Source organism: Syntrophomonas palmitatica JCM 14374, assembly GCF_001311885.1.
Lineage (GTDB): Bacteria > Bacillota > Syntrophomonadia > Syntrophomonadales > Syntrophomonadaceae > Syntrophomonas_A > Syntrophomonas_A palmitatica.
Window position 1 is genome coordinate 56,876 of record NZ_BBCE01000001.1, and the last position, 22,334, is coordinate 79,209.

Annotated in this window: 22 protein-coding genes, 1 tRNA gene, 2 pseudogenes and 1 other annotated feature; of the genes and pseudogenes, 7 read left to right on the forward strand and 18 right to left on the reverse strand. The window is 47.4% G+C overall.

All coding sequences use genetic code 11. The features are described from left to right. Window positions 1-89: 89 nt before the first annotated feature. Together JCM14374_RS00320 and JCM14374_RS00325 are read right to left on the reverse strand one after the other, a co-directional pair. On the reverse strand, window positions 90-2,423 hold the full coding sequence (locus tag JCM14374_RS00320) for a DNA internalization-related competence protein ComEC/Rec2 (RefSeq protein ID WP_054691953.1): 2,334 nt from the start codon (window positions 2,421-2,423) through the stop codon (window positions 90-92). A gap of 70 nt (window positions 2,424-2,493) precedes the next feature. Further along, window positions 2,494-3,048 carry a helix-hairpin-helix domain-containing protein gene (locus tag JCM14374_RS00325; protein WP_054691956.1) on the reverse strand — a complete coding sequence of 185 codons (555 nt, stop codon included), beginning with the start codon at window positions 3,046-3,048 and terminating at the stop codon, window positions 2,494-2,496. Window positions 3,049-3,300: 252 nt separating this feature from the next. Between JCM14374_RS00325 and JCM14374_RS00330 the strand changes: the two genes are divergently transcribed. The 4 genes from JCM14374_RS00330 to JCM14374_RS00345 all read left to right on the forward strand — a co-directional run bounded on the left by JCM14374_RS00330 (window position 3,301) and on the right by JCM14374_RS00345 (window position 8,071). Then, the gene (locus tag JCM14374_RS00330; protein ID WP_054691958.1) at window positions 3,301-4,509 is read left to right on the forward strand and encodes a DUF2225 domain-containing protein; all 1,209 of its coding nucleotides are present in this window, start codon (window positions 3,301-3,303) and stop codon (window positions 4,507-4,509) included. A 234-nt stretch (window positions 4,510-4,743) separates the two neighbouring features. Further along, a tRNA-Ala gene (locus JCM14374_RS00335) sits at window positions 4,744-4,819 on the forward strand. Window positions 4,820-4,919: 100 nt separating this feature from the next. Beyond that, window positions 4,920-7,394 (forward strand): leucine--tRNA ligase, encoded by a 2,475-nt coding sequence (gene leuS / locus JCM14374_RS00340; RefSeq protein WP_054691961.1) that lies wholly within the window; start codon window positions 4,920-4,922, stop codon window positions 7,392-7,394. Between the two features lie 167 nt (window positions 7,395-7,561). Continuing rightward, on the forward strand, window positions 7,562-8,071 hold the full coding sequence (locus JCM14374_RS00345; protein ID WP_054691965.1) for a methylated-DNA--[protein]-cysteine S-methyltransferase: 510 nt from the start codon (window positions 7,562-7,564) through the stop codon (window positions 8,069-8,071). Here JCM14374_RS00345 and rsfS read toward each other — a convergent pair whose 3' ends face one another. The 3 genes from rsfS to nadD all read right to left on the reverse strand — a co-directional run bounded on the left by rsfS (window position 8,072) and on the right by nadD (window position 9,677). Further along, the gene (rsfS, locus tag JCM14374_RS00350; RefSeq protein ID WP_054691968.1) at window positions 8,072-8,428 is read right to left on the reverse strand and encodes a ribosome silencing factor; all 357 of its coding nucleotides are present in this window, start codon (window positions 8,426-8,428) and stop codon (window positions 8,072-8,074) included. A 68-nt stretch (window positions 8,429-8,496) separates the two neighbouring features. Then, window positions 8,497-9,069 (reverse strand): bis(5'-nucleosyl)-tetraphosphatase (symmetrical) YqeK, encoded by a 573-nt coding sequence (gene yqeK, locus JCM14374_RS00355; RefSeq protein ID WP_054691970.1) that lies wholly within the window; start codon window positions 9,067-9,069, stop codon window positions 8,497-8,499. Beyond that, window positions 9,066-9,677 carry a nicotinate-nucleotide adenylyltransferase gene (gene nadD / locus JCM14374_RS00360; protein ID WP_369397240.1) on the reverse strand — a complete coding sequence of 204 codons (612 nt, stop codon included), beginning with the start codon at window positions 9,675-9,677 and terminating at the stop codon, window positions 9,066-9,068. The genes yqeK and nadD overlap by 4 nt, the downstream gene beginning before the upstream one ends. A gap of 156 nt (window positions 9,678-9,833) precedes the next feature. On the opposite strand from nadD, the gene JCM14374_RS00365 reads away from it, so the two are divergent. From JCM14374_RS00365 to JCM14374_RS00370, 3 genes are all read left to right on the forward strand, one after another. Then, on the forward strand, window positions 9,834-10,247 hold the full coding sequence (locus tag JCM14374_RS00365) for a hypothetical protein (protein WP_242848736.1): 414 nt from the start codon (window positions 9,834-9,836) through the stop codon (window positions 10,245-10,247). Window positions 10,248-10,273: 26 nt separating this feature from the next. Continuing rightward, a complete protein-coding gene (locus tag JCM14374_RS14145) occupies window positions 10,274-10,453 on the forward strand; it encodes a hypothetical protein (RefSeq protein WP_242848737.1) in 180 nt (59 codons plus the stop codon). A gap of 69 nt (window positions 10,454-10,522) precedes the next feature. Then, window positions 10,523-11,557 carry a PLP-dependent cysteine synthase family protein gene (locus JCM14374_RS00370; protein ID WP_054691973.1) on the forward strand — a complete coding sequence of 345 codons (1,035 nt, stop codon included), beginning with the start codon at window positions 10,523-10,525 and terminating at the stop codon, window positions 11,555-11,557. Between the two features lie 209 nt (window positions 11,558-11,766). Here the strand turns inward: JCM14374_RS00370 and JCM14374_RS00375 are convergent. From JCM14374_RS00375 to JCM14374_RS00430, 13 genes and pseudogenes are all read right to left on the reverse strand, one after another. Continuing rightward, a pseudogene (locus JCM14374_RS00375) lies at window positions 11,767-13,025 on the reverse strand (glutamate-5-semialdehyde dehydrogenase). 99 nt (window positions 13,026-13,124) lie between these two features. Beyond that, entirely contained in the window at window positions 13,125-13,292 is a 168-nt protein-coding gene (locus JCM14374_RS15450; protein WP_369397241.1) for a PUA domain-containing protein, read from the reverse strand. Beyond that, window positions 13,292-14,212, reverse strand: a complete 921-nt coding sequence (gene proB, locus JCM14374_RS00380) for a glutamate 5-kinase (protein ID WP_369397242.1) — start codon at window positions 14,210-14,212, stop codon at window positions 13,292-13,294. The genes JCM14374_RS15450 and proB overlap by 1 nt, the downstream gene beginning before the upstream one ends. Before the next feature lie 56 nt (window positions 14,213-14,268). After that, window positions 14,269-15,528 (reverse strand): annotated as a pseudogene (gene obgE / locus JCM14374_RS15455) (GTPase ObgE). 158 nt (window positions 15,529-15,686) lie between these two features. Further along, window positions 15,687-16,139 carry a Spo0B domain-containing protein gene (locus JCM14374_RS00390; protein ID WP_054691976.1) on the reverse strand — a complete coding sequence of 151 codons (453 nt, stop codon included), beginning with the start codon at window positions 16,137-16,139 and terminating at the stop codon, window positions 15,687-15,689. Between the two features lie 102 nt (window positions 16,140-16,241). Further along, window positions 16,242-16,541 (reverse strand): 50S ribosomal protein L27, encoded by a 300-nt coding sequence (rpmA, locus tag JCM14374_RS00395; protein ID WP_054691980.1) that lies wholly within the window; start codon window positions 16,539-16,541, stop codon window positions 16,242-16,244. A gap of 4 nt (window positions 16,542-16,545) precedes the next feature. Next, the gene (locus JCM14374_RS00400) at window positions 16,546-16,875 is read right to left on the reverse strand and encodes a ribosomal-processing cysteine protease Prp (RefSeq protein ID WP_054691983.1); all 330 of its coding nucleotides are present in this window, start codon (window positions 16,873-16,875) and stop codon (window positions 16,546-16,548) included. Window positions 16,876-16,887: 12 nt separating this feature from the next. Continuing rightward, a complete protein-coding gene (gene rplU, locus JCM14374_RS00405) occupies window positions 16,888-17,202 on the reverse strand; it encodes a 50S ribosomal protein L21 (RefSeq protein ID WP_054691986.1) in 315 nt (104 codons plus the stop codon). Between the two features lie 16 nt (window positions 17,203-17,218). Beyond that, window positions 17,219-17,295 (reverse strand) — a sequence feature (ribosomal protein L21 leader region). Window positions 17,296-17,346: 51 nt separating this feature from the next. Further along, window positions 17,347-18,777, reverse strand: a complete 1,431-nt coding sequence (locus JCM14374_RS00410; protein WP_054691989.1) for an Rne/Rng family ribonuclease — start codon at window positions 18,775-18,777, stop codon at window positions 17,347-17,349. Then, window positions 18,778-19,458 carry a TIGR03936 family radical SAM-associated protein gene (locus JCM14374_RS00415; RefSeq protein ID WP_054691993.1) on the reverse strand — a complete coding sequence of 227 codons (681 nt, stop codon included), beginning with the start codon at window positions 19,456-19,458 and terminating at the stop codon, window positions 18,778-18,780. It abuts the gene before it with no gap. 222 nt (window positions 19,459-19,680) lie between these two features. Beyond that, on the reverse strand, window positions 19,681-21,543 hold the full coding sequence (locus tag JCM14374_RS00420; protein ID WP_054691996.1) for a TIGR03960 family B12-binding radical SAM protein: 1,863 nt from the start codon (window positions 21,541-21,543) through the stop codon (window positions 19,681-19,683). A gap of 41 nt (window positions 21,544-21,584) precedes the next feature. Further along, window positions 21,585-22,058 carry a putative signal transducing protein gene (locus tag JCM14374_RS00425; protein ID WP_054691999.1) on the reverse strand — a complete coding sequence of 158 codons (474 nt, stop codon included), beginning with the start codon at window positions 22,056-22,058 and terminating at the stop codon, window positions 21,585-21,587. Between the two features lie 43 nt (window positions 22,059-22,101). Further along, the gene (locus tag JCM14374_RS00430) at window positions 22,102-22,311 is read right to left on the reverse strand and encodes a hypothetical protein (protein WP_054692001.1); all 210 of its coding nucleotides are present in this window, start codon (window positions 22,309-22,311) and stop codon (window positions 22,102-22,104) included. Window positions 22,312-22,334: the final 23 nt, after the last annotated feature.

Here is a 22,334-nt window from a genome sequence, read left to right on the forward strand (position 1 = left end):
CCGTACCTAAAACATTTAGGGCTGTTCATATTGCGATTATCAAGACTTGTTCTGTATTTAATTCCTGCCTGCTGTTTAATGATGACCTGTTAACCGGGGTGATGGGACAAACCATACTGCCACGAGGCTTTGAAAATATCCCTCACTTTTTTCCGGTAAGGCTCAATCTTTATAAACCGCCCATCGCTGCGGACGCTGATCGCCCCGTCTTGATCGGTGCGCAGAACTTTTATGCCCCTCTGCGCTAACTCTTGCAAGACTATTGGTGAAGGATGTCCGAAGCGGTTGTTGGCCCCTACCGATATTACCGCCCAGTCGGGGGAGGTTTCTTCGTACAAAGCGGGAACCAGCGACCCTTTGCTGCCGTGATGCGGTATTTTCAAGACATTTACCGGCAGCAATTTTTCTTTCTTTAACATATTACTTATACCTGCCTGCTGCAGGTCACCGGCTAACAGACACGAAAATTTGCCGTATTGCAGCCTCAGTACCAGTGAAAGATCATTGTTATTGGTTAGATTCATATTCTGCTCCGGATATAAAACCTCTATTTGCAAACTATTATCTGCGTTCAGCACCTGCCCCGCGAATAGTCTAACCAGGGGAATTTCTTTTTCTCTGGCTATGCCTTTTAAATAATCATAGTCATCTGACGAATCCAAACAGGCCGGAATCGCCACTTGTCGAACCCGCATTTCCTGCATGACGGTTTCAATCCCCTGCAGGTGATCAGTGTCGGGATGAGTGTTTATTGCCAGCCATATATCGTTTATTCCCCGGTGTCTGAGGCAGGCTGTAAGTTTTTTGTGTACCACATCACTGAATTCACTGCCTCCGCCATCTATTAATATAAACTTGCCCTGGGGGCTTTTCAGCAAAATACTATCTCCCTGCCCCACATCGATAAAGACCATTTCCAAGGTTCCCCGGTTAAATAAGCTGGGAGGAATAAAGAGAACCAAAATGAAAAGAAACATTAATGCAGCGCCACCCGCACTAAGCCGTTTGCCCCTTTCGTTATTCAGCCCGTACAGCATCATGCCCAGACCGATGTAGTAACAGGCAATAATCCATAAACCCGGGCTGGCTGCCCAGAAGTAAGCCCCCGGCATCTGTACCAGAAGGTGGTTAGTGCAGCGGATGATTTCTGCCATCAGTCCCGCAGGGTACAAAATTAGGGCAGCCAGCCCCGGCAGCAGAGCTGCCGACATCAGGGCCAGGAACCCCATTATTACCGCCAATCCTGACAGATACGACAAAAGAATATTGCTGAGAATAGAAACCGGGTTAAAAATATTAAACCGGTAAGCTATGAGCGGTATAATGGCTATCTGGGCACAGAACGGCACCAGGACCAGGTCCCAGGCAGGGTGCCTGCAGTTCAGCGTTTTCTTCAATAAGGGAAAAAGGTAAACCAGTCCCCAGGAAGCCAGAAAAGATAATTGAAATGAAATTTGCATCAAGGCACAGGGGTTGATAAGCAAGACCACAATTCCCGCCAGACCCAGGCTGTTAAGAAGCGCATTTTCGCGGCCGCTGTAATAAGCTATTAACCCCAGAGCTCCCATTACTGCTGAGCGCTGCACGGGAATCGGCCATCCTACCAGGGTGCAGTATATCAGCAGCAGGCTTATGCCTACTATCAGGCGGGTCCTTTTACTCAAACCGAGCCAGGATGTCAGCCCGGCTGTCAGCAGCAGCAAAAACCCCACATGCAGACCAGAAACAGAAAATATATGTACTATGCCGGTTTTCTGATATTCGCTGTACTCATCCGTTTCTATTCCTTCCAGGCTGCCCAGGAGCATTCCCAGCAGGACCCCGGCTTCCTTTTCCGGCAGCACTTCTTTGAACAGGGTCTCGCAATGCTCTCGATAAGTTGTTATCCAATTGTTTATACCAGAAGAAGCTCGCAGCAATTCTGCTTCGTTTTTATCTTTAACCGATAAAACATAATAAATACGGTTGCTTCTAAGATATGAGGGGTAATCGAATTCACCAGGATTACCCGGCTTGTCCGGAACTTTCAGCTTGCCGCGCAGCCGAACCCGATCCCCTTTATTAAAACCCGGATTAAAATAGCAGAAAACCTGGATATATTTCTTGTAATACTGCCCCTGACCCGTTTTAATTACAAAGCCTGCTTTCTGTCCATCAAACACAGAGAAGGAACTAACCACGCCTTCAACCATGTAACCATTACTTTCAGGCAATTCAGGAACGGGCAAAGGAGCAAATAACTGAAAATATGCCAGGCTAAAAAACATAACCAGAAGCATTCGCAGAGCCCGTTGCGAATGCCTGGGGATAAATGTGAAAACAGTGAGCAGTGCAGCTGAAATAAGCAAAAACAGAAACCAGAATTCATAATAGGCCAGGACAATTGACAGCGCCAGGACTGAAAAAACTTCAAACCAGAACACCCTAAGACCTCCCCCAGCCAAGGTCTCAACCGCTAATGACATTATTCATGCGTATCCGAACCGGATTTATTCAGCGGGTACAAATCTTATCTTTTATAGCCGCAAACTTTTTGTCGCCTATCCCGCTGACATTTTTTATATCTTCAATGTTTGCAAAAGGGCCATTGGTATTGCGGTAATCTACGATACGCTGCGCCAGTGCGGGGCCTATGCCATCCAGACCTTGATCCAGTTCCTCAACTGTGGCGGAATTAATGTTAATCATTCCTCCCGGCCTGGCCTGCCCAGCACCTCCGGCCACAGCCGGCAATGATGTGCTTTGGCTGGCAACCTCGCCCGGAGTGGGGATATAAATAGTTTCTCCATCTGCCAATGGGCGAGCTAATTCCAGATGTTTAACATCAGCCTGGGCGGTTGTGCCCCCTGCCATCTCAACCGCCTGGTACAAGCGGTCACCCTCCCGCAAGCTGTAAACCCCGGGCTTTTTAACCTCACCGCTAACATAAACCTGTATAATGTTGAGTTTCTTTTTTTCAAACCGTTCCAGATCATTTATATTACTATCCTGAATCAGGGTTTGCTTAGCCTCCATCTCACGCTGGGCATGAATAGACTCATATTTCATCCCCCCGCAAAGGCCAGCAGTATAAATACAACCAAACCCGCCACAATTCTTCGATCTATATGCAAGATAATCGCCTCCATATGGCATTATTCTCCATTAAATCCATTTGTCCTTTTTTCTGGTGCTGGATGCATATCCTATAGAAAATAATCCTTATGTACTATTTTTCTTTTGTTTAAAGGCAGGACAAAACGGATTGCTGGAGAAACATCATAAATAGGAATCCGGAACAAATGATAAGGAGGGTCTCTCGTGGTAGACATTGCTGCCCTGGCTAGATTGGGCGGAGTTAAAAAGTACGCTGCTGACGAGGTGTTTTTCAATTTTGGTGATCGCGGCAAGGAAATGTTTATAATTCTCAAAGGACGCGTAGGGGTTTATATAAACAGCTTTGACGGTTTTCAAACTAAAGTAGCAGAACTAAAAGCTGGTGATTTTTTCGGGGAGATGTCCTTATTGGAAGGGTTGCCCCGCAGCGCTACAATCAGTTCGTTGGAAGAAACCGTAGTTCTCATTATCAATGACGCCAATTTTGAACAGGTTATAGCCCAGCAGCCCAGCCTGGCCTTGCGCATCATGAAAGGAATGAGCAATCGCGTCCGCCAGCAGAACGAAGAACTCAGCTTTTTAAAACGTGGTTCCAAGCAGCATGATGAAGAAGCACTAGAGGGAGAGGTGACAGCTGCTCCTGCTGCCCCAGTGGCTCTGAGCGGCGCTATCTTCCCGCCGGGACATAAAAGCTATCCGGTTATGGCTCCTCAAACGCATGAACCCTATCTATTTGACCGTGATACCGATTGCCCGGTCTGCGAAAAGAAATTCCCGGTGCGTATGATGCGTTCGTCCAAGATGCGGCTGGAAAGAGTCGACCCTGACATGCGCCAGAGGTTTGAGGAATTTGAACCGGTCTGGTACAATATCTGGGTTTGCCCGCATTGTTTATACGCCAATTTCAACTTTGAATTTAAACAGATTAGCGATGCCCTTAAACCCAAAATCATCGAACATGGCAAGACCCTTAAAAGCAAAATAAATCTAACCGACAGCAAACCTCGTAAGATCGATGAGGTCTTCCTGTCATACTATTTGGCTTTACAGACCGCACAGCAAGCGGCCAAGCCTGACTCCGGCAAACTGGCCAAGCTGTGGATACGTTTATCCTGGTTGTACAGCGATGTTGGCGATGAAGAGATGTATGAATATACCAGCCGTGAAGCGCTGGCGAATTTTAAGGACTCCTTCTTTAACGGCCGCCGTGATACTTCTGTTGAGCAAGACCAGCGCCTTAACCTGGTATTAGGTGAACTGAGCTTGAGGTTGGGTGAAAAGGAAGAGGCCATGAAGTTCTTCCGTGATGCTATTGTCCGCAAAGGCGGCGGCAACAATGTACTCAACAAACAGGCCGAAGACAGGCTGTCAGAACTGCGCAAAGCTGTAACGGAAAATGAAAGCGGGGTATAATTGATAGCACCTCTTATTATAGTGGCTTGACTTTAAAACCGGCATATCATATAATTGCTATTGGTTCAACTCTATAGAAACAGGCTGAGAACCGGAGTAGTAGACAGGCAAAGGCAGAGAGCCGCCGGTAGGTGCAAGGCGGCACAGCCAGTCGAACTCGCCGGGGAGCTGTTCAGGTGAAACCAAGTAGCCTGAGCCGGGAAATCCCGTTATAATATTGAGTGGACAGCATGTGGGGCTATGGCGCAGTTGGGAGCGCGCTTGAATGGCATTCAAGAGGTCGTGGGTTCGAATCCCACTAGCTCCACCATTTTTGTATGTCAATTAGGGTGGTACCGCGAGTTATAACCCTCGTCCCTTAGCCGGACGGGGGTTTTTATTTTTCTGAACTTACTGTTAGGAGGATATCTATGGAACGTTATGATTTTAAAAGCATCGAAGCCAAATGGCAGACATACTGGGCGGAAAACCAGATGTTTTCCGTTGTTGAAGATCTCACCAAGCCTAAATATTATAACCTGGAGATGTTCCCCTACCCATCGGGGAACCTGCACATGGGCCATGTGCGCAATTACTCCATCGGGGATGTCATAGCCAGGTTCAAAACCATGAACGGCTATAATGTCCTGCACCCTATGGGGTGGGACGCATTTGGACTGCCAGCGGAAAATGCCGCCATCCATAACGGCGTTCATCCCGCTATCTGGACCTATTCCAACATTGAGAACATGAAACGCCAGCTTAAAAGCATGGGTATAACCTATGACTGGGGACGTGAAGTAGCCACCTGTAAACCTGATTACTATAAATTTACGCAGTGGATGTTTTTAAAACTGTATGAAAACAACCTGGCCTATAAGAAAAAAGCCGCAGTGAACTGGTGTCCCTCCTGCCAGACCGTTCTGGCCAATGAACAGGTAGTGGAAGGCGCCTGCGAACGCTGTGAAACTGAAGTTGAAAAGAAGCAGCTGGAGCAATGGTTCTTTAAGATTACCGATTATGCCCAGCGGCTTCTGGATGATTTAGTCAAACTGCCGGGCTGGCCTGAAAAGGTTAAGACCATGCAGAAAAATTGGATCGGGCGCAGTGAAGGCTGCCAGTTCTCACTGCAGCTTGAAGGAATTGATGAAAAACTGACCGTTTTTACGACCAGACCTGATACCGTTTTCGGAGTCACCTATATGGTTTTGGCGCCTGAACATCCTCTGGTAGAAAAGCTCAGTGAAGGCAAACCCGAAGAAGCCGCTGTCAAGGCCTTTATCCAGAAAATGAAGAGCACCAGCGATATGGCCAGAACTGCGGCCGATGTCGAAAAGGAAGGGGTCTTTACCGGAGCTTATGCTATCAACCCGGTTAATAACGAGCGGGTTCCGGTGTGGATCGCCAATTACGTGCTCATGGATTACGGCACCGGAGCCATCATGGCGGTACCGGCCCATGACCAGCGCGACTTTGAATTCGCCCGCAAGTATGATATACCTATCCGGGTAGTAATTAAAAATGATAATTCTCCGGCTGATGGTTCCCAAATGACCGAAGCTTATGAAGAAGACGGTTTCATGGTTAATTCAGGTGATTTTAACGGATTGAGTGTCGCTGACGGCAAGAAACAGGTTACCGCCTGGATGAAGGAAAGAAACATCGGCCAAGCAGCTGTGAATTTTCGCCTGCGTGACTGGCTGATCTCCAGGCAGCGCTACTGGGGCGCGCCTATACCCATAGTCTACTGCCCCGAATGCGGGCCTGTAACCGTTCCGGAAAAGGATCTGCCGGTTTTGCTGCCGGAAGACGTAGAATTCAAACCCTCGGGCGAGTCGCCTTTAAACTACGTTGAGACGTTTTATAAAACCACCTGCCCGCATTGCGGCACTGAGGCCCGGCGGGAAACGGATACCATGGATACCTTCGTGTGTTCTTCCTGGTACTTTGACCGTTTCTGCAGCCCGCATCCCGATGATGTGCCTTTCAGCAAGGAAGCAGTGGATTATTGGATGCCTGTAGACCAGTACATCGGCGGGGTGGAGCATGCCATCCTGCATCTTATGTATGCGCGTTTCTTCACCAAGTTCCTTTATGACATAAACATGCTGAGCTGTGAAGAACCCTTTACCAGGCTTCTCACCCAGGGCATGGTTTTAAAAGATGGTTCGAAGATGTCCAAATCCAAAGGCAATGTAGTCAGCCCTGAGGATATTATTAATACTTACGGCGCTGATACCGCCCGTTTATTTATACTCTTTGCCTCCCCTCCCGAACGAGATTTGGAATGGAGCGACCAGGGCGTGGAAGGGGCTTATCGTTTTCTTAACCGGGTATGGCGTCAGGTCATGGAATGTGCAGATCAGATTAAAAAGGTTGATTTGGCACCAGATTTCTCTGAACTGGGCGAAAACGAACGCCAGCTGCGCTACCGAACTCATTATGCCATTAAAAAGGTCAGCGAGGATATTGAAGAGCGATTTAACTTCAACACCGCCATCAGCGCCATTATGGAACTGTCGAATGCTCTGAATTCCTATAAGGATCAGGCTTCGCCTGATTTGGCAGTAATGAAGGAAACTGTGGAAAGCATGCTGCTGCTCTTAAGCCCCTTTTCTCCTCATATCTGCGAGGAATTATGGCAGGCCTGCGGCCACACCCAGAGTATTTACCTGCAGAAATGGCCCGCTTATGATGCAGAGGCTTTGAAACAGGATGAAGTGGAAATAGCTGTGCAGATCAGCGGCAAAGTCAGAGAACGCCTGAAAGTGCCGGCTGATGCTTCCGAAGAGGACCTGAAAAAGATTGCTATGGGCAGTAATAAGATCAAACAGCTTATTGAGGGGAAAAATATAGTAAAAGTAATCGTGGTTCCTGGTAAACTGGTGAATATCGTGTGCAAATAGACGGCGGAGAATGATTCAACACGAATGTACACAGATTTAGAATGGATTAACAAGAATGTTTTAATGTAAATGCGTAAATCGTATTTTTCCGGTTAAGCGAATTATTTGTTTACAGATAATTTTTTTACTCTTGAATCAACTGAACTATTAAGTAAACTGAGGGAACAATGGTTTGGTATGTATTTAACACAGCCTGGGGATGGGCGGCCATTTATGGAGAAGGCAAAAATGTACAATCCTCTTTTCTGCCCTTCCCGACTCTTGAAGAAATATTGGAACATATAGCCAAAACCGGGCTCAATGCCCGGTTTATTGCTGATAATGATATTTCCCAGCCGGTTGTTAACAATTATAGGGCCTATTATCAAGGACAAGTAATCTCTGATTGGAATGTGGAAATAAAACTTACAAATCTGCCCTTGTTCACTCAAAGGGTTTTACAATATGTTTATACCATTCCCTATGGGGAAACCCGCACCTACTCAGAAGCAGCTATGGCCCTGGGTAACCCCCGCGCCTGCCGTGCGGTAGGCCAGGCTCTAAAGCGTAATCCCCTTCCTCTTATAATACCCTGCCACCGAGTTCTGGCTGTAAACAGTCCTGGCGGCTTCAGCGCTACGGGAGGAATAAACACCAAACGGAAAATGCTGGCCTGGGAAAGAGAAAGGCTTGAGTAATTAAAGGCCCTGCGGTTGGAATTCCACTTCCCGGGCATCTCCCCACAGAGTCTCTAACGCGTAGTATTCCCTCTCCTCCTGGCGGAACAGGTGGACAAGGACTGCGCCATAATCGAGTATGATCCATACTCCCTGCTGCATGCCTTCGCGGCGCAGCGGCATAAATCCCGCCGCTTTGGTTTTCTTCTCAATTTCTTCGGCCAAACTTCTGACCTGGATAACATTTCGCCCGCTGGCGATAACAAAATAATCGGCGATAATAGTTATTTCACTTACATCCAGCACCAGGACCTCCCTGGCTTTCTCCCCTTCGCACACCTCGGCAATTATACGAGCCAGTTGTTCTTCTTGCTGCAAATAATAACCCTCCTAAACATATGGTTATACAAAATACAAATTGTATATAGTAATTTTAACCCCTGGATTCAGTCTGATACCCTTTTTAAGAAATGGTTTCTCACTGCTATGGTCTGCGGATGCAGTATACGCCCCTGGTCCAGGCAATACCTGATAGTGGACTCCAGGCCAAAAAGCATGGCCTTGTCCAGATCTCTAAAGGCCAGACATTTTAACCTTTCCTGCCCGGGATAATCGCGGCCCGGTTCAACCATATCCGCCAGGAAAATAATCTTATCCAGAGCATTCATATCCAATGCGCCCATGGTGTGGCAGGTGACCGCTTTTAATATCTCCGCGTCTGTGATGCCCAGTTCATGCCGCAATAAATAAGCTCCCACCGGGGCATGGAGTAAATCTGGAACCCAGCGGTCAACCTCATCCTGGATAAGACTATGTTCATCAGCCAGTCTCAGCAGTTCCCCGCCAGATATACCCTTGGCATAATCATGCAAAAGACCGGTCAGATAAGCCTTATCCGGATCTGCCCCGAATATCCCTGCCATTTCCGCCGCAACCTGCGCCGCCTGCAGACAATGTTGAAAACGCCTTGGCGATAAGCGTTTCTGAATAATATCGATATATTCTCCATAATCCTTCATCGGTACAAACCCTCACGGTGTATATATTCCTCTACCGCCGACGGCAGCAGATATTTAATGGCAGCTCCATGTCTTACCCGCTGGCGAATATCACTTGAAGATATATCCAAACCAGGTATCTGCAAAGCCCTGAGGTTATCCCACAGGACATCCGGTAAATCAGCCAGACTAGGATTATTTTTATCCATTACATAACCGGGACGGGTGCAGACAATAAACCTGCACAGACCCGCCAAGCGTTGATATTCCTTCCAGGAGCCAAAAATCAGCAGGGAATCCATTCCCATAATAAAGTAGATTTCTGTTCTCGGGAAACGGCTGCGAAAATATTCGATGCTGTCTATGGTATATGAAGGCCCCTGTCTTTCTATTTCCAGGGTGGACAAATTAAAGGCAGGATTGCCCACAATAGCCAGATGCACCATATGCAGACGATGCCCTGCGTCTAATATATTGTTTTCATTTTTATGAGGCGGTCTGGCCGCAGGGAGAAAAATAACCCGTTCCAGGCCAAACTCCTGCCGGGCACATTCAGCCGCAATAAGATGGCCATAATGAATGGGGTCGAATGTCCCGCCAAAAATACCCAGTGATTTAATGTTCTGCAATTTGATACCCCTTTCTCCTAACAGAAAGGTTATGTTTACCAACCTGGTAAATACTATGGTTATGATAACCCGCAAAACAGTTAAATGCAAACAGGCGTCTTTTCTCAAGCTCTGAAAACATCTATAATAGACATATTGAAAATGCAGGAGCGAATCATGGAGAAAGAAATCAGGCTGAAATTTCATAACCGGGGTTTACGCAGCTATATCGAGGTTGACCTGTGCGCCGAATGTCCGCGCCAGGATGCCAAAGGCTGCTGCGGTTACTATTCACCGGTTTTTTACGCCAGCGACTTCGCTTATTTGCTCGAAAACAAACCTGATCTTATTGAGCATATTCTGCAAGCAGATAAGATTACGGTTCTGGACACCTCCGTGACCCTTAATAAAAGCATTGATGGCGACAGCTATCGTTGTCATTTTCACCGTCAGGAAGGCGGCTGCTATTTATCACAGGAAGAACGTGAATCTATTTGCCGTCATTTTGTCTGCCCAGGGATAGACTGGGAAAGCGATCCCCGTTTAGCCCGCTGGAAAAATTTTTTACCCTGCTTTTTGATTATGAAATAGAATTAAATAACCAGATATCCACGGCTTTGAGCGAACTGGGGTTAAGTCTCCGGCAGGAAAAAGACCGGGCAGAATTTTTTGTAAAGCTTCTCTCCATATTTAAAGACAAGACTCGTGAACTGCCGGAATTCTTCGGTGAATGCCCGCAGGAAGAGGAAGCTGTACTAATAAGGGAGATAAATTTCGGTCAGGACTGGCGGTTATAGACAACCTCGTATTGGATAAACAAGGGGAACAGACCACGATAGAATAAACATAAATCGGGAGGTTTTAAAATGGACTGGGAGAGAAATAAGGGCATCCTGGACAATGTTCTGGATGCGATCGGACTTACTCCGTTGATTCGCCTGAGTAAGATAGCGGCGGAATTAAAACCCGATATCTGTGTAAAGCTGGAATACGCCAACCCGAGCGGAAGTCTCAAAGACCGGGTAGTCCATAAGATAGTTCAGAAGGCCGAAGAACGGGGTGACTTAAAACCGGGTATGATTTTGCTGGAAGGAACAACTGGCAATACCGGTATTGCTACAGCCATGGTGGGCGCTGCTAAAGGATACCGCGTAATTATCGTCATGCCGCAGGGAATGAGTGATGAACGCAAAAAAACCATTCGTTCCTATGGCGCAGAATTGGTATTAACCCCGGGGGCTGAAACCGATGTCGATTTGGTCCTGGAAGAAGTGGAAAAGATCAAGTCACAGTATGGGGAGCAGGTATTTGAAATCGGTCAGTTTTACCGTGAAGACAACCTCAAAGCCCATATTGATAATACCGCTCCGGAAATATGGGAACAGACCGGCGGCCAGGTGGATGCCTTCGTCATGTGTCAGGGAACCGGCGGAACGGTTACCGGCACCGCTAAATTATTGAAAGAGAAAAACCCTGACATCAAGGTTTATATATCAGAACCTGCCGAGTCTCCTATACTGGCCTACGGTCGTATCGGCCATCATAAAGTACAGGGAATAGCTGACGGCTTGATTCCGGAAGTATTGGACCTGCAGTATGTGGATGGCATTATCCTGGTCCCATCAGATGAATGTATGGAAACCGCCCGGGAAATCGCCCGCCAGGAGGGAATTTTCTGCGGCACTTCGTCAGGCTGCAATGTGGCCGCAGCCCGCAAACTGGCTCTGAAATACCCGGATTTGAAATGTATTGTTACCATGATAAACGACAACGGACTGCGTTACCTCTCCACCGAGCTCTGCGGCACCGAGTGCCAGCGCGAACTCCTGCAGCGCGAATACGCGCTCAGCCCGGAGAATCTGGAAACCCTGGCGCGTTATAAATTTGAGATTATTGAGTAGGAATAGACACAGACTTCATAGACTTATATGATTCACACAACTTTTTAATAAAATTAAGACTCATTTAACCTAACTTGCTCGTGTAAAACACAAACCACGGATGAAAATAGCTAAGTTGACTAAGCATTGTTGGGATATTTGAAACTTGATTTAAATCGTGCAATCATTTGTCTTGCCTTACCATTAAAAAATTAGTGTGAATCGTTCCTCTACCTTATCTGCCCATCGCCATAGATGATATACTTGGTGGTAGTTAGTTCAGTCAGACCCATGGGACCGCGGGCATGCAGTTTCTGCGTGCTGATGCCCATCTCGGCTCCGAAACCGAATACGCCTCCATCTGTAAAGCGGGTGGAGGCATTTGCATATACGGCCGCCGCATCCACTGCGGCCATAAAACGCCGCACATGGCTGTAATTTTCACTAACGATAGCTTCACTATGTCCGGTTCCGTAACGGTTTATATGTTCAATAGCTTCTTCTACGCTGTCCACAACTTTAACCGCCATTATGAGATCCAGATATTCGGTCTCCCAGTCTTCTTCTGTCGCGGCCTGGGCTTCGGGGAACAGGGCGCGGCTCTGTTCGCAGGCGCGAAGCCCTACACCAGCTTTCTTTAATTCTCCCAGCATCAAAGGAATAAATTCTGCCGCGACTGCTTTATGCACCAGCAAAGTCTCAGCAGCATTGCAGACAGAGGGACGCTGTACTTTGGCGTTGAAAACTATGCGCTGGGCTTTGGCCAGGTCGGCAAATTCGTCCACATACACATGGCAGTTGCCCATGCCGGTCATAATATATGGAACAGTAGCGTTCTCAGCCACCACCTGTTTCAAGCCTTTGCCGCCCCGGGGTATAGCGACATCCAGGTAATCATTCATTTTGAGCATGAATATAACCGCTTCACGGTCCTCGCTGTCCACCAGCTGAATAGCCCCGCCGGGAACCCCGTTCTGTGAGGCGGCAGCGGCGATGGTGCGGGCTATGACCCGGTTTGAATTCAGGCTTCTTCGCCTCCCCGCAGGAGTATGGCATTGCCGGCTTTGAGGCAAAGTCCGGCGGCATCAGCAGTCACATTGGGACGCGATTCATAAATAATTCCTACTACGCCAATTGGGGTGCGGATGCGGCCAATATCCAGGCCGTTGGGACGTTTCCACATTCCCAGGACTTCTCCCACCGGATCGGGCAGGGCTGCTATTTCCCGTAGCCCCTGAGCCATATCCTTGACCCTGGCTTCATTTAAGGTCAATCGTTCCAGCAAAGCCGCCGTTAATCCTTGTTTACGGCCATTGTCCAGATCAATGGCATTGGCCTCCAGGATTGGGGCGGTATTATCCACCAGGGCTTCGGCCATAGCCATCAAGGCTTCATTTTTCAAGTTAGACGATGCTGTAGCCAGGATTCTAGCCGCAGCTTTGGCTCTCTTTCCCTGTTCCAATAACATAGCCTTTAAATTACTATCCATAACCCATCCTCCCAACGGTATTAATCAGCCAAAATTAATCTGTGTTCATCTGGGGTTATTCACCCATTCACCCATAAATTATTGCGGTGAATAACTTCGTCATAGTCTTTGCCCTGCAATATCTCTTCTATCTGTGAACTTTTTTTTACCTGCTATCTGGCGGGTCTCTTCCGAACTGTAATTAACCATGCCCCGGGCTATTTCCCGGCCTTGAACGGATTTAACCGTTACTACCGTTCCTCGTTCAAAATCGCCTTCCACCGCCACTATACCCGAAGGCAGGAGCTTTTGCCTCTTTTTAGCAAGGCCTGCTCCGCTCCGGCATCAACAAATATTTCCCCCTGAGTAACAGTGCCGAAGGCTATCCATTTTTTGCGAGCGTGCATTTTTTCTTCCCGGGGGATAAAAAGGGTACCAATTTCTTCCCCGCCCACTATTTTGCGAATCACATCGGGAGTATCGCTGTTAGCTATAACCATTGGCACCCCGCTGGCCATAGATATTTTAGCCGCTTTCAATTTGGTATACATGCCTCCGCTGGCAAATGAACTGCCCCGGCTGCGCGAATTGTCCTCCATAACATCCGTAACTTCATAAATTTCATGTAATAGACAGGCTTCAGGATTGCTGCGCGGGTCGCTGTCATAGAATCCATCAACATCCGATAAGATTATAAGCAGATCTGCATCTGCCAGACTCGCAACCATTGCCGACAGGGTATCATTGTCACCAAATTTTATTTCCTCTACCACCACGGTGTCGTTTTCATTTATGACCGGTATGACATCCATACCCAATATGGCCAAAAGCGCATTGGTGGCATTCAAATACCGCAGGCGCTCATCCAGATCTCCCCTGGTCAAAAGCACCTGGGCGACAGTTTTGCCATATTCAGCAAAAAGCTTCTCGTAAAGGTGCATTAACGCCCCCTGGCCTATGGCGGCCAGAGCCTGCTTTTCCGGCATAGTGCGAGGTATCTTCTTAAATCCCATGCGGTTGGCTCCTACCCCGATGGCGCCGGAACTGACCAGCAGAACCTCCAGACCCCGGTTATGTAAATCAGCCATCTCTCTTACCAGCCGTTCTACCCGCTGCAGGTTTACCTGTCCGTTTGTATAGGTCAGGGTGCTGGTTCCCACCTTGATTACTATACGTTTACTGTTTTTCAATTCCTCCCGCCAGGACACTTCAACCCCTCCCCGTTATTAATCGGCGGAAAACTGTTTGCATTTGCAATTATTGTTTACTCACTGTACTCGAATTCTATATCCTTGATACGCACTGTATCACCAGCTTTTATTCCCTTTTTGCGCAAGGCTTCTTCCAAACCCATATGTTCAATGGTACGCTGGAAACGCTGCAATCCCTCATCACTGCCAAAGTTGGTCATAGCCATCAGCTTTTCGATGCGTTTGCCTGACACCTCATATACTCCATTAACATTATCTATAGTAAAAGGTTCTTCTTCCTCAAAGCGTCTAATCACCGGTTCATCAATATTCTGCACCTGGGCCGCCGGCACCTGCTGCAGAAGCTCCCAGCTTTTCTCCACCAACTCAGCGGTTCCCTGCCCTGTAACCGCTGATACCGGAAATAAAAGCTCGCCGAACTCCTGTTCAAGGCGTTTCAAATTTTCAGCCGCTTCAGGCAAATCGGTTTTGTTGGCCGCTACCAAATATGGTCTGGCAAGCAGCTGGGGCCGGTAATGCTCCAGTTCCCGCCGCAAGGTATGGTAGTCTTCCAGAACATCACGTCCTTCAGTTTGGGCCGTATCTAAAACGAATATTAAAACCCGGGTCCTCTCAATATGACGTAAGAATTCATGTCCCAGGCCCGACCCGGTATGAGCGCCCGCAATCAGTCCAGGGATATCAGCAACCACAAACGAATCGTGGCTGCGGGTTTGTACCACCCAAGATTGGGCACCAGGGTCGTAAAGGGGTAATCAGCTATTTTAGGACGGGCTGAGGAAATTCTGGATATTAAGGTTGATTTGCCCGCATTGGGGAAACCCACCAGCTACATCAGCCAACAATTTTAATTCTAAACGTATCCATTTTTCTTCACCGGGTTCTCCATTCTCGGACAAAGAAGGGGCGCGATTAGTGGCATTAGCAAAACGGGTGTTGCCTCTGCCGCCGCGTCCTCCCCGAGCAGCAACCACCTGCTGCCCGGGGACAGCCAGATCGGCGATAATCTCGCCGCTTTCATCGTCTTTGATGATGGTTCCAACCGGCACGCGTACTATCAGGTCTTCGCCGCCTGCGCCGTGCATATTTTTACTCTGACCATGCGTACCGCGCTCCGCTTTGAAATGCCTTTTATATTTAAAATCCATTAAGGTTCCCATGTTCTCATCGGCTGTAAAAATAACATGGCCGCCGCGCCCCCCGTCACCGCCGGCAGGTCCGCCCATAGGCACATACTTTTCACGGCGAAAAGCAATCATGCCATTGCCGCCATCGCCGCCTTTAATATATATTCTGGCCTCGTCTACAAACATGGACTCACTCCCCGAATTACTATTACTAACGACTTAAAAATATAGCCACAGATTATTGCTTAATTTAATGTTTTTGTTGCAGTCTATAAGTATCACAACCATAATACTTAGCTTTACGAGACTTCTGTTAATTCAGCGCAGGTTATAATTAGTCCGCGTTAATCAGCGTCTATTACCACTTCTATATCGGTTTCAAGTTCTCGTGATGTGAAAACCATTTTTACCTGCCCCTCATTCTCTAATAGTGACAGATAATAAATCCGGTCATCATCACGGGAAGGTATGGCCTTTTTGCTTAAAGATTCCAAGCTCTTAAAGGGTTCCTGATGATTACGCAAAATATCAGCTGAATTAATATTAAGTTCCTGATACCTTAGTATTATTCCCAAATCATGAGCCAGATAAATCTGTTCCAAAAGGTATAAAGCCGGGTCGGGGCTTAAGGTCTCAAATAACCGCCGCTCAGCAGCCATTTCTTCAACTACCGTGAATATATAGTCCTTAATCGCCTGAGGACGGTTTAAATCATTGTAGCTCATAATAACCTGCAGGTGATTGCCGAAATCGTGTCTTAAGCGGCGTACTAACTGCACCACTTTCTCGTTATCCACGCGAAGTCCTCCTTATGACAATCATGGGGTCCAATAAAAATAAGTAGGGAAAGCGGTCACTCTCCCTACTTACAATACTGTTTTAATGTTTACTGGGGCGCCTTACATGGTCGCCGTATTTTCATCCATGGGGTAAACGCTGACCTGCTTTTTATCTTTGCCTTTTCTTTCGAATTTAACCCGGCCATCGACTACCGCAAACAAAGTGTCATCGCCGCCGATCATAACGTTGTTACCCGGGTGAATCTTGGTCCCCCGCTGTCTGACCAGGATGTTGCCCGCTCTCACTATCTGACCATCGTATCTTTTTACGCCCAGGCGCTTGGATTCACTTTCACGCCCGTTCTTGGAACTGCCAACACCTTTCTTATGGGCAAAAAGCTGTAAATCAAATCTGAACATATTATCAAGGCCTCCTTATCACAACTCGCAAATAATCACTATATGCTTCCTGCATAGCCAGTAAGCCAGCTTCCATAGTCGACAATATCACCTGTGCTTTTTCCCTCTCCGCATCACTCAAAGCCGCGGGAAGCTTGCAGCTTATATAACCTTCGCGAATTACATAATCCATCTGCAGAGAGATGTGTTTTGCTAAACCCAGCAAAGCGGTTTGGGTTATAGCTGAAACACCTGCACAATATATATCCTGCCCGTAAGGGCCGCTGCCGGCATGACCTTCCACGTTAAAGGACTCAATTACATCATCCCGGTAATCCAAGGTTATCTTAATCATGTTTTTATTGTCTTATGCCCCGATCTTAACTATCTTGATTCGGGTAAATGGTTGGCGGTGACCCTGTTTGCGGCGGTAATTCTTACGTCTCTTATATTTGTAGACGATAATCTTTTTGGCCCGCCCCTGGGCCAGAACTTCAGCTTCTACCTGAACCCCGCTCAAGAGGGGAGTTCCTACTTTTACGCCGCCGTTTTCATCGTTAATCATGAGTACTTTGTCCAGTATCAGCTTGTCTCCGGGTTCCAGCGCAAGCTTTTCCACCTGCAGAATCATACCTTCATAAACCTTGTACTGTTTGCCACCTGTTTCAATTACAGCATACACGAGTTAGAAACACCTCCACGTTTTTTAGACTCGCCAGTTGCAAGGCAGGCTTTTAGCCATTTAGGAGCCCGAACTGAGCGGTTGCAAAAACATGCAACCAAATTAGACCTTAACATAAAATAGTTTTCAAGTCAAGTTAGACGGTTATTCGCCCTCACCATAAATGTTGTACTCAGTTAAACTCATGTCGGGATTGGGCGTCAACTTAACTTTCTTATTTATCCGCCTGGTTATATACTCTAAATTCTTTTCATCATTGCTGACATATTGCAGAAGCTGGGGATGGGCTTCGCAAACCACCGCCGGATTTTCTAAATAGCCCATATTGGCCAGCTTGCGTTTCAATTCGCAGGCCAGGGCAAACATGTTAATGGTGCGCCCGCGCCCGTTGCAATAGCTGCAATCATCAGTAAAAAACTCTGAAACCCCGTAGCGGGATTTTTTACGGGTCATTTCCAAGAATCCCAAACCAGTCATGCCTATAATGCGGGTATGGGCCTTATCCCGCGCCACTTCGCGTTTAAAGATATTCAAGACCGTTTCCTCATTATGCTTGTCTTTCATATCTATAAAATCTATAAGGATAATCCCCCCCAAACTGCGCAAACGTAACTGCCGAGGGATTTCAACTGCTGCTTCAACATTTATGCTGAATATAGTTTCTTCAAAATTGTCCTTTCCCGTATATTTGCCGCTGTTAACATCGATAACCGTCATGGCTTCGGTTTCATCTATAATGAGATAGCCGCCGTTTTTCAGCCACACCTTGCGTTTCAGGGTACGGCGAATGTCCTTTTCCAGACCATACTTTTCAAACAGATCTCCCTCTTCGAACTGCACCGTGAAATTCAACGGTACTTTCTTCTTCTCCATGTAGTTACTTATCTTATCTTTTAAGCGATGGTTATTAATGATTACCCGCCTGGTTTCCGGGTCCAAATAGTCACGCAGAGTGCGTTCCAGGACATCAATGTCCTCATAGATCAAACTGGGCGCCCGCGCCTTGTCATAATCGGTCTTGATTTCCTCCCAGACCTTCAGCAATTCATCCAGTTCAGCCAGGATATCGTTGTCATCAGCCTCCCCGCAGGCGGTGCGTAATATCATGCCGATATCCTGGGTCTTTTTAGCTTCCAGCATTTTTTTCAGGTAATCCCGACGTTCATTGCAGGTTAAGCGGCGGGATATCGATATTTCGCGTTGGTGAGGAAGAAGAACCAGAAAATGTCCTGGTATGGTCAAATGCCCGGTAACCCGTGCACCCTTTTCTGAAAAGGCTTCTTTTTTTACCTGTACCATGAGGTCTTGACCCCGCTTCAGAGAATCAAAGACCTGCACACCCTTCTTTGTGCCGGGTAAGACCACATCACCGGCATAAAGGAAGGCGTTCTTGCTAAGCCCAATATCAACAAAAGCACAGGATAACCCGGGCAATATGTCCTTAACCTTGGCTTTGTAGATGTTGCCTACACTTTCATCCTGGTCAGCCCAGAAAACCTCAACCAGGCGGCCATCTTCCACAATAGCCACCCGATACTCCCAGGGATATATTTCTGCAATAATTTCTCTTTCCACTTATCTCACCTTATCGAGGGGAGAATAAAATAATTCGTCCTGCCGTATATAGCTGCCGCTCCGGTACATGTCTATTATATCCCGTTTCTCAATTCCGTTTTGCGCAAGCATTTCAGCTAATTCATCGTAACGGATATTAACAGGATCTCCGGCTGCAGCCCATATTTCCATAATAGCAAAATCCCGCGCTGGCTTCACGAATATTTTATAAATTCCTGGTCTTAAGTCCTTAATCGTATCTTTTTTTTTGCCCCGGCTGGCCGCCATCAGACTCGTTTGATTCATTAAATGTTCGGAAAGCTTGTCCAGTCCGGCAGCTGAATGCTTTATATGATAAACGTATGAGGCGCAGTTTATGGTTTTCATTAAAGCCGGAGTATTTAAATCAATCGGCCGGGCATCATTTACCGCCATAGCCGATGGCAGAACTCTGTTGACGCTTGTTATAAAATCCCGGCTGTCCATGTCCTCTTTTAACTTGAGGTCAAAATATTCCCTCTGGCCCCAGAGGCCTACCGGCAACACGGTACCCATGGATAAAAGCAAATGCGGGTTAAACCCTTCGCTCAAGGCATATGGTATCTGTGCCCTTCGCAAAGCCCGTTCCATCAGGCGCATCATATCCAAATTGGAGAGGAATTTCAGCTCAGGTCCTACATAATATTCAACTCGCAAAATCATTAGCAACACCCTAAAAAATTTTTATACAGCCACTGATTTACACAGATTAACACTGACCTGCCCGCCTTGCCTTCCTGACTTGGACAAAGCGTTATGTTAGCTTAAGTCAAGTGTGAACGTTGAATAACTTTATTAATACTCCAGGGTATATCATTTAATTTTGTCGTAATTATAACAGTAATAATCTGTGAAAATCCGTATTCATCTGTGGCTAAGCGGTTCTTATTCCGCGTATGTCCGCGTCGATTCGTTCCTTCCTTCTTTAATATCCAAATCAACTTCTAAATGCGGGCAGACCCCGCAGCCGGTACACCCTTCCTGGCGGCAGTCCGCTGTCAGGGCTGCTTCACGGGCCTTCTCGGCTTCCCGCCATAAGAAGGCTCTGCTGATACCGGTGTCAATAAAGTCCCAGGGAAAGATTTCTTCCCGCATTCTGGGCCGAGTGGTATAAAAACCGGGATCAATGCCACAGTCTTGGAAAGCTTCCCGCCAGGTTTCATAATGAAAGAAATCGCTCCAGCCATCAAACTTGCAGCCCTGTCGCCAGGCGCGATGGATAACTGACCCCAGGCGGCGGTCGCCGCGCGCGAAAACCCCCTCCAGGTAACTGGTCTGGCTGTCATGAAAACTCAATTTTATATTTTTTCTTCTCACCCGGTTAATATATCGCCGCTTATTCTCAAGCTCCTCCAGGCTGTTCATGGCCTGCCATTGAAAAGCGGTATGGGCTTTAGGCACAAAACAGGCCAGGCTGGCCCTGATCTCAACGGGACGGCGAGAGCTGCGGTCACCAACACTTTTGACCTGCTGCAGCAAGGCCAGGATGCCATCCAGGTCTTCTTCAGTCTCAAAGGGCAATCCGAACATAAAATAGAGTTTAAGCGCAAGCCAGCCTGATTTAAAGGCAGCCTGGGCAGCCTGCAGCATTTGTTCTTCACTGACGTTTTTATTGATAATATCACGCATACGCTGACTGCCTGCCTCGGGCGCCAGGGTGAGCGTGGTTTTGCGTACCTTCTGCACTTCATTGGCCAATTCTATAGAAAAAGCATCCACCCTTAAGGAAGGCAGTGAAACCCCAATCCCTTTATCCCCATATGCGGAAACCAAATCCCGCACCAGGCAATTCACACCCGAATAATCCAGGGTACTTAGAGACGCCAGGGATATTTCCTCATAACCTGTATTCTTAAGCTGCCCGGCAGCCTGCCTGAGCAGGGTTTCCCTGCTTCTTTCCCGCAGCGGACGATAGACCATCCCGGCATGGCAGAAGCGGCAGCCTCTCTGGCATCCCCGCATAACTTCAAGCACAGCGCGGTCATGAACAATGTTCATATAAGGTACGATAGGCTTGTCCGGAAAATAAGCCGTATCAAGGTTGGCAACCACCCGTTTGCGAACCCTTTCCGGAACACCTTTGCCGACAGGACGCATTGATTTTATGGTATAATCCGGGTTATATTCCACCACATAGAGTGACGGCACATAGATTCCGGGGATAGCCGCCAGCTTCAGGAGGGTTTCTGTTTTTTGAAGCTCTCGGTTTTCATGCAGACAATCCAATACTTCCAACAAGACTTCTTCCCCGTCTCCGATAAGGAAGAAGTCAAAAAAATCCGCGTAGGGTTCAGGATTAAAAACCACCGGACCTCCGCCCATCACCAGGGGATGACCATCATTCCGTTCGCAAGCCCACAAAGGTATTCCGGCCAGGTCCAACATATTTAAAATATTGGTGGCGGACAGTTCATATTGCAGAGAAAAACCGATTACATCAAAATCATTTAAAGGTCGAAAGGATTCCAGAGAAAACAGTGGTATGCCTTCCTCCCGCATTACAGCCTCCATATCCGGCCAGGGCGCAAAGGATCTTTCCATAAGATGCGCGCTTTTCTCATTTACCAGTCCATAAAGAATCCGTCCTCCGATATGGGACATCCCCACTTCGTAAACATCGGGAAAGGCAAAGACCATTTTAACCCGGGCTTCCTGCCAGTCCTTCTTAATCATGTTCACTTCCCCGCCCGTATAACGGGCCGGTTTGGAAACCCGAGGCAGTATATCGTTAAACAAGCGTTCCTGCATAAAATCCTCCCAATAGACGCTAAATTACATACGTCATACCATTAAAACTTTAAATAGTTTAAGTAAAATATCGCTTTCTTAATAAAATCAGCTAGAAGATAGTATGCCAGGGCAGCGAGAGATGGCAGAGCAAATGCCAGTATTACCAACCACCGGCCCATCGGACGCAGGGAACTTAATAAACCGGGACCGGAGTCGTCCTCTCCCGGCAAATATTCTTTATAGGCAAAGCTCTCCGAACTATCCGGGATGTTATCAAACAACAAACTCCGAGCCTTTTCCTGGGCTTCTGCCGGTACATACAAATCCCAGCCGTACAAAGGCTGGCCTGTATATATATCCATGACCGCCCCGCTGCCTTTGCTCTTTTTCAAAACCGGAATACCCTCAGATTTCAACCTGGATTCTATCATTCCAGCCTCTGGAGCAGTGTATATATTGAGCAGGAAAGACCACCCGTTACTATTATTTTTAGGCATTTTACCCCCAAAACGTTTCATAATATCCCTAGCCATAATTCTTCCGCAATTATCGCATAACCATTTATGATCATGCAAATTATGGCTTATTATCCTGGCAACAGTCAGCCAAATTAGCCTGCGGACCTTTACTTAACAAAGTCTCAATCAGCCGTGCCTCACCCAGCATATCAATAACCCGGTCATCACGATCCAAAAGCACAACCATCAGATAGTAAGAAGCCTGGCTCTGGGCCAAAATTTTTTTTACCGGAGTTTCTGGGTAGCTGGCCAGATGCCTGGCGGGCAAAAAGCCCTTATGGCAAGCTCCGC

Excerpts from the sequence above, each read along its gene's own strand:
- JCM14374_RS00415 (WP_054691993.1), bottom strand. The coding sequence starts at position 19,458 with ATGATTTTGCGAGTTGAATATTATGTAGGACCTGAGCTGAAATTCCTC.
- JCM14374_RS00400 (WP_054691983.1), bottom strand. The coding sequence starts at position 16,875 with ATGATTAAGATAACCTTGGATTACCGGGATGATGTAATTGAGTCCTTT.
- JCM14374_RS00420 (WP_054691996.1), bottom strand. The coding sequence starts at position 21,543 with ATGCAGGAACGCTTGTTTAACGATATACTGCCTCGGGTTTCCAAACCG.
- JCM14374_RS00345 (WP_054691965.1), top strand. The coding sequence starts at position 7,562 with ATGGTTTGGTATGTATTTAACACAGCCTGGGGATGGGCGGCCATTTAT.
- yqeK (WP_054691970.1), bottom strand. The coding sequence starts at position 9,069 with ATGAAGGATTATGGAGAATATATCGATATTATTCAGAAACGCTTATCG.
- JCM14374_RS00425 (WP_054691999.1), bottom strand. The coding sequence starts at position 22,058 with ATGGCTAGGGATATTATGAAACGTTTTGGGGGTAAAATGCCTAAAAAT.
- JCM14374_RS00365 (WP_242848736.1), top strand. The coding sequence starts at position 9,834 with ATGGAGAAAGAAATCAGGCTGAAATTTCATAACCGGGGTTTACGCAGC.
- JCM14374_RS00370 (WP_054691973.1), top strand. The coding sequence starts at position 10,523 with ATGGACTGGGAGAGAAATAAGGGCATCCTGGACAATGTTCTGGATGCG.
- JCM14374_RS00325 (WP_054691956.1), bottom strand. The coding sequence starts at position 3,048 with ATGAAATATGAGTCTATTCATGCCCAGCGTGAGATGGAGGCTAAGCAA.
- rpmA (WP_054691980.1), bottom strand. The coding sequence starts at position 16,541 with ATGTTCAGATTTGATTTACAGCTTTTTGCCCATAAGAAAGGTGTTGGC.
- leuS (WP_054691961.1), top strand. The coding sequence starts at position 4,920 with ATGGAACGTTATGATTTTAAAAGCATCGAAGCCAAATGGCAGACATAC.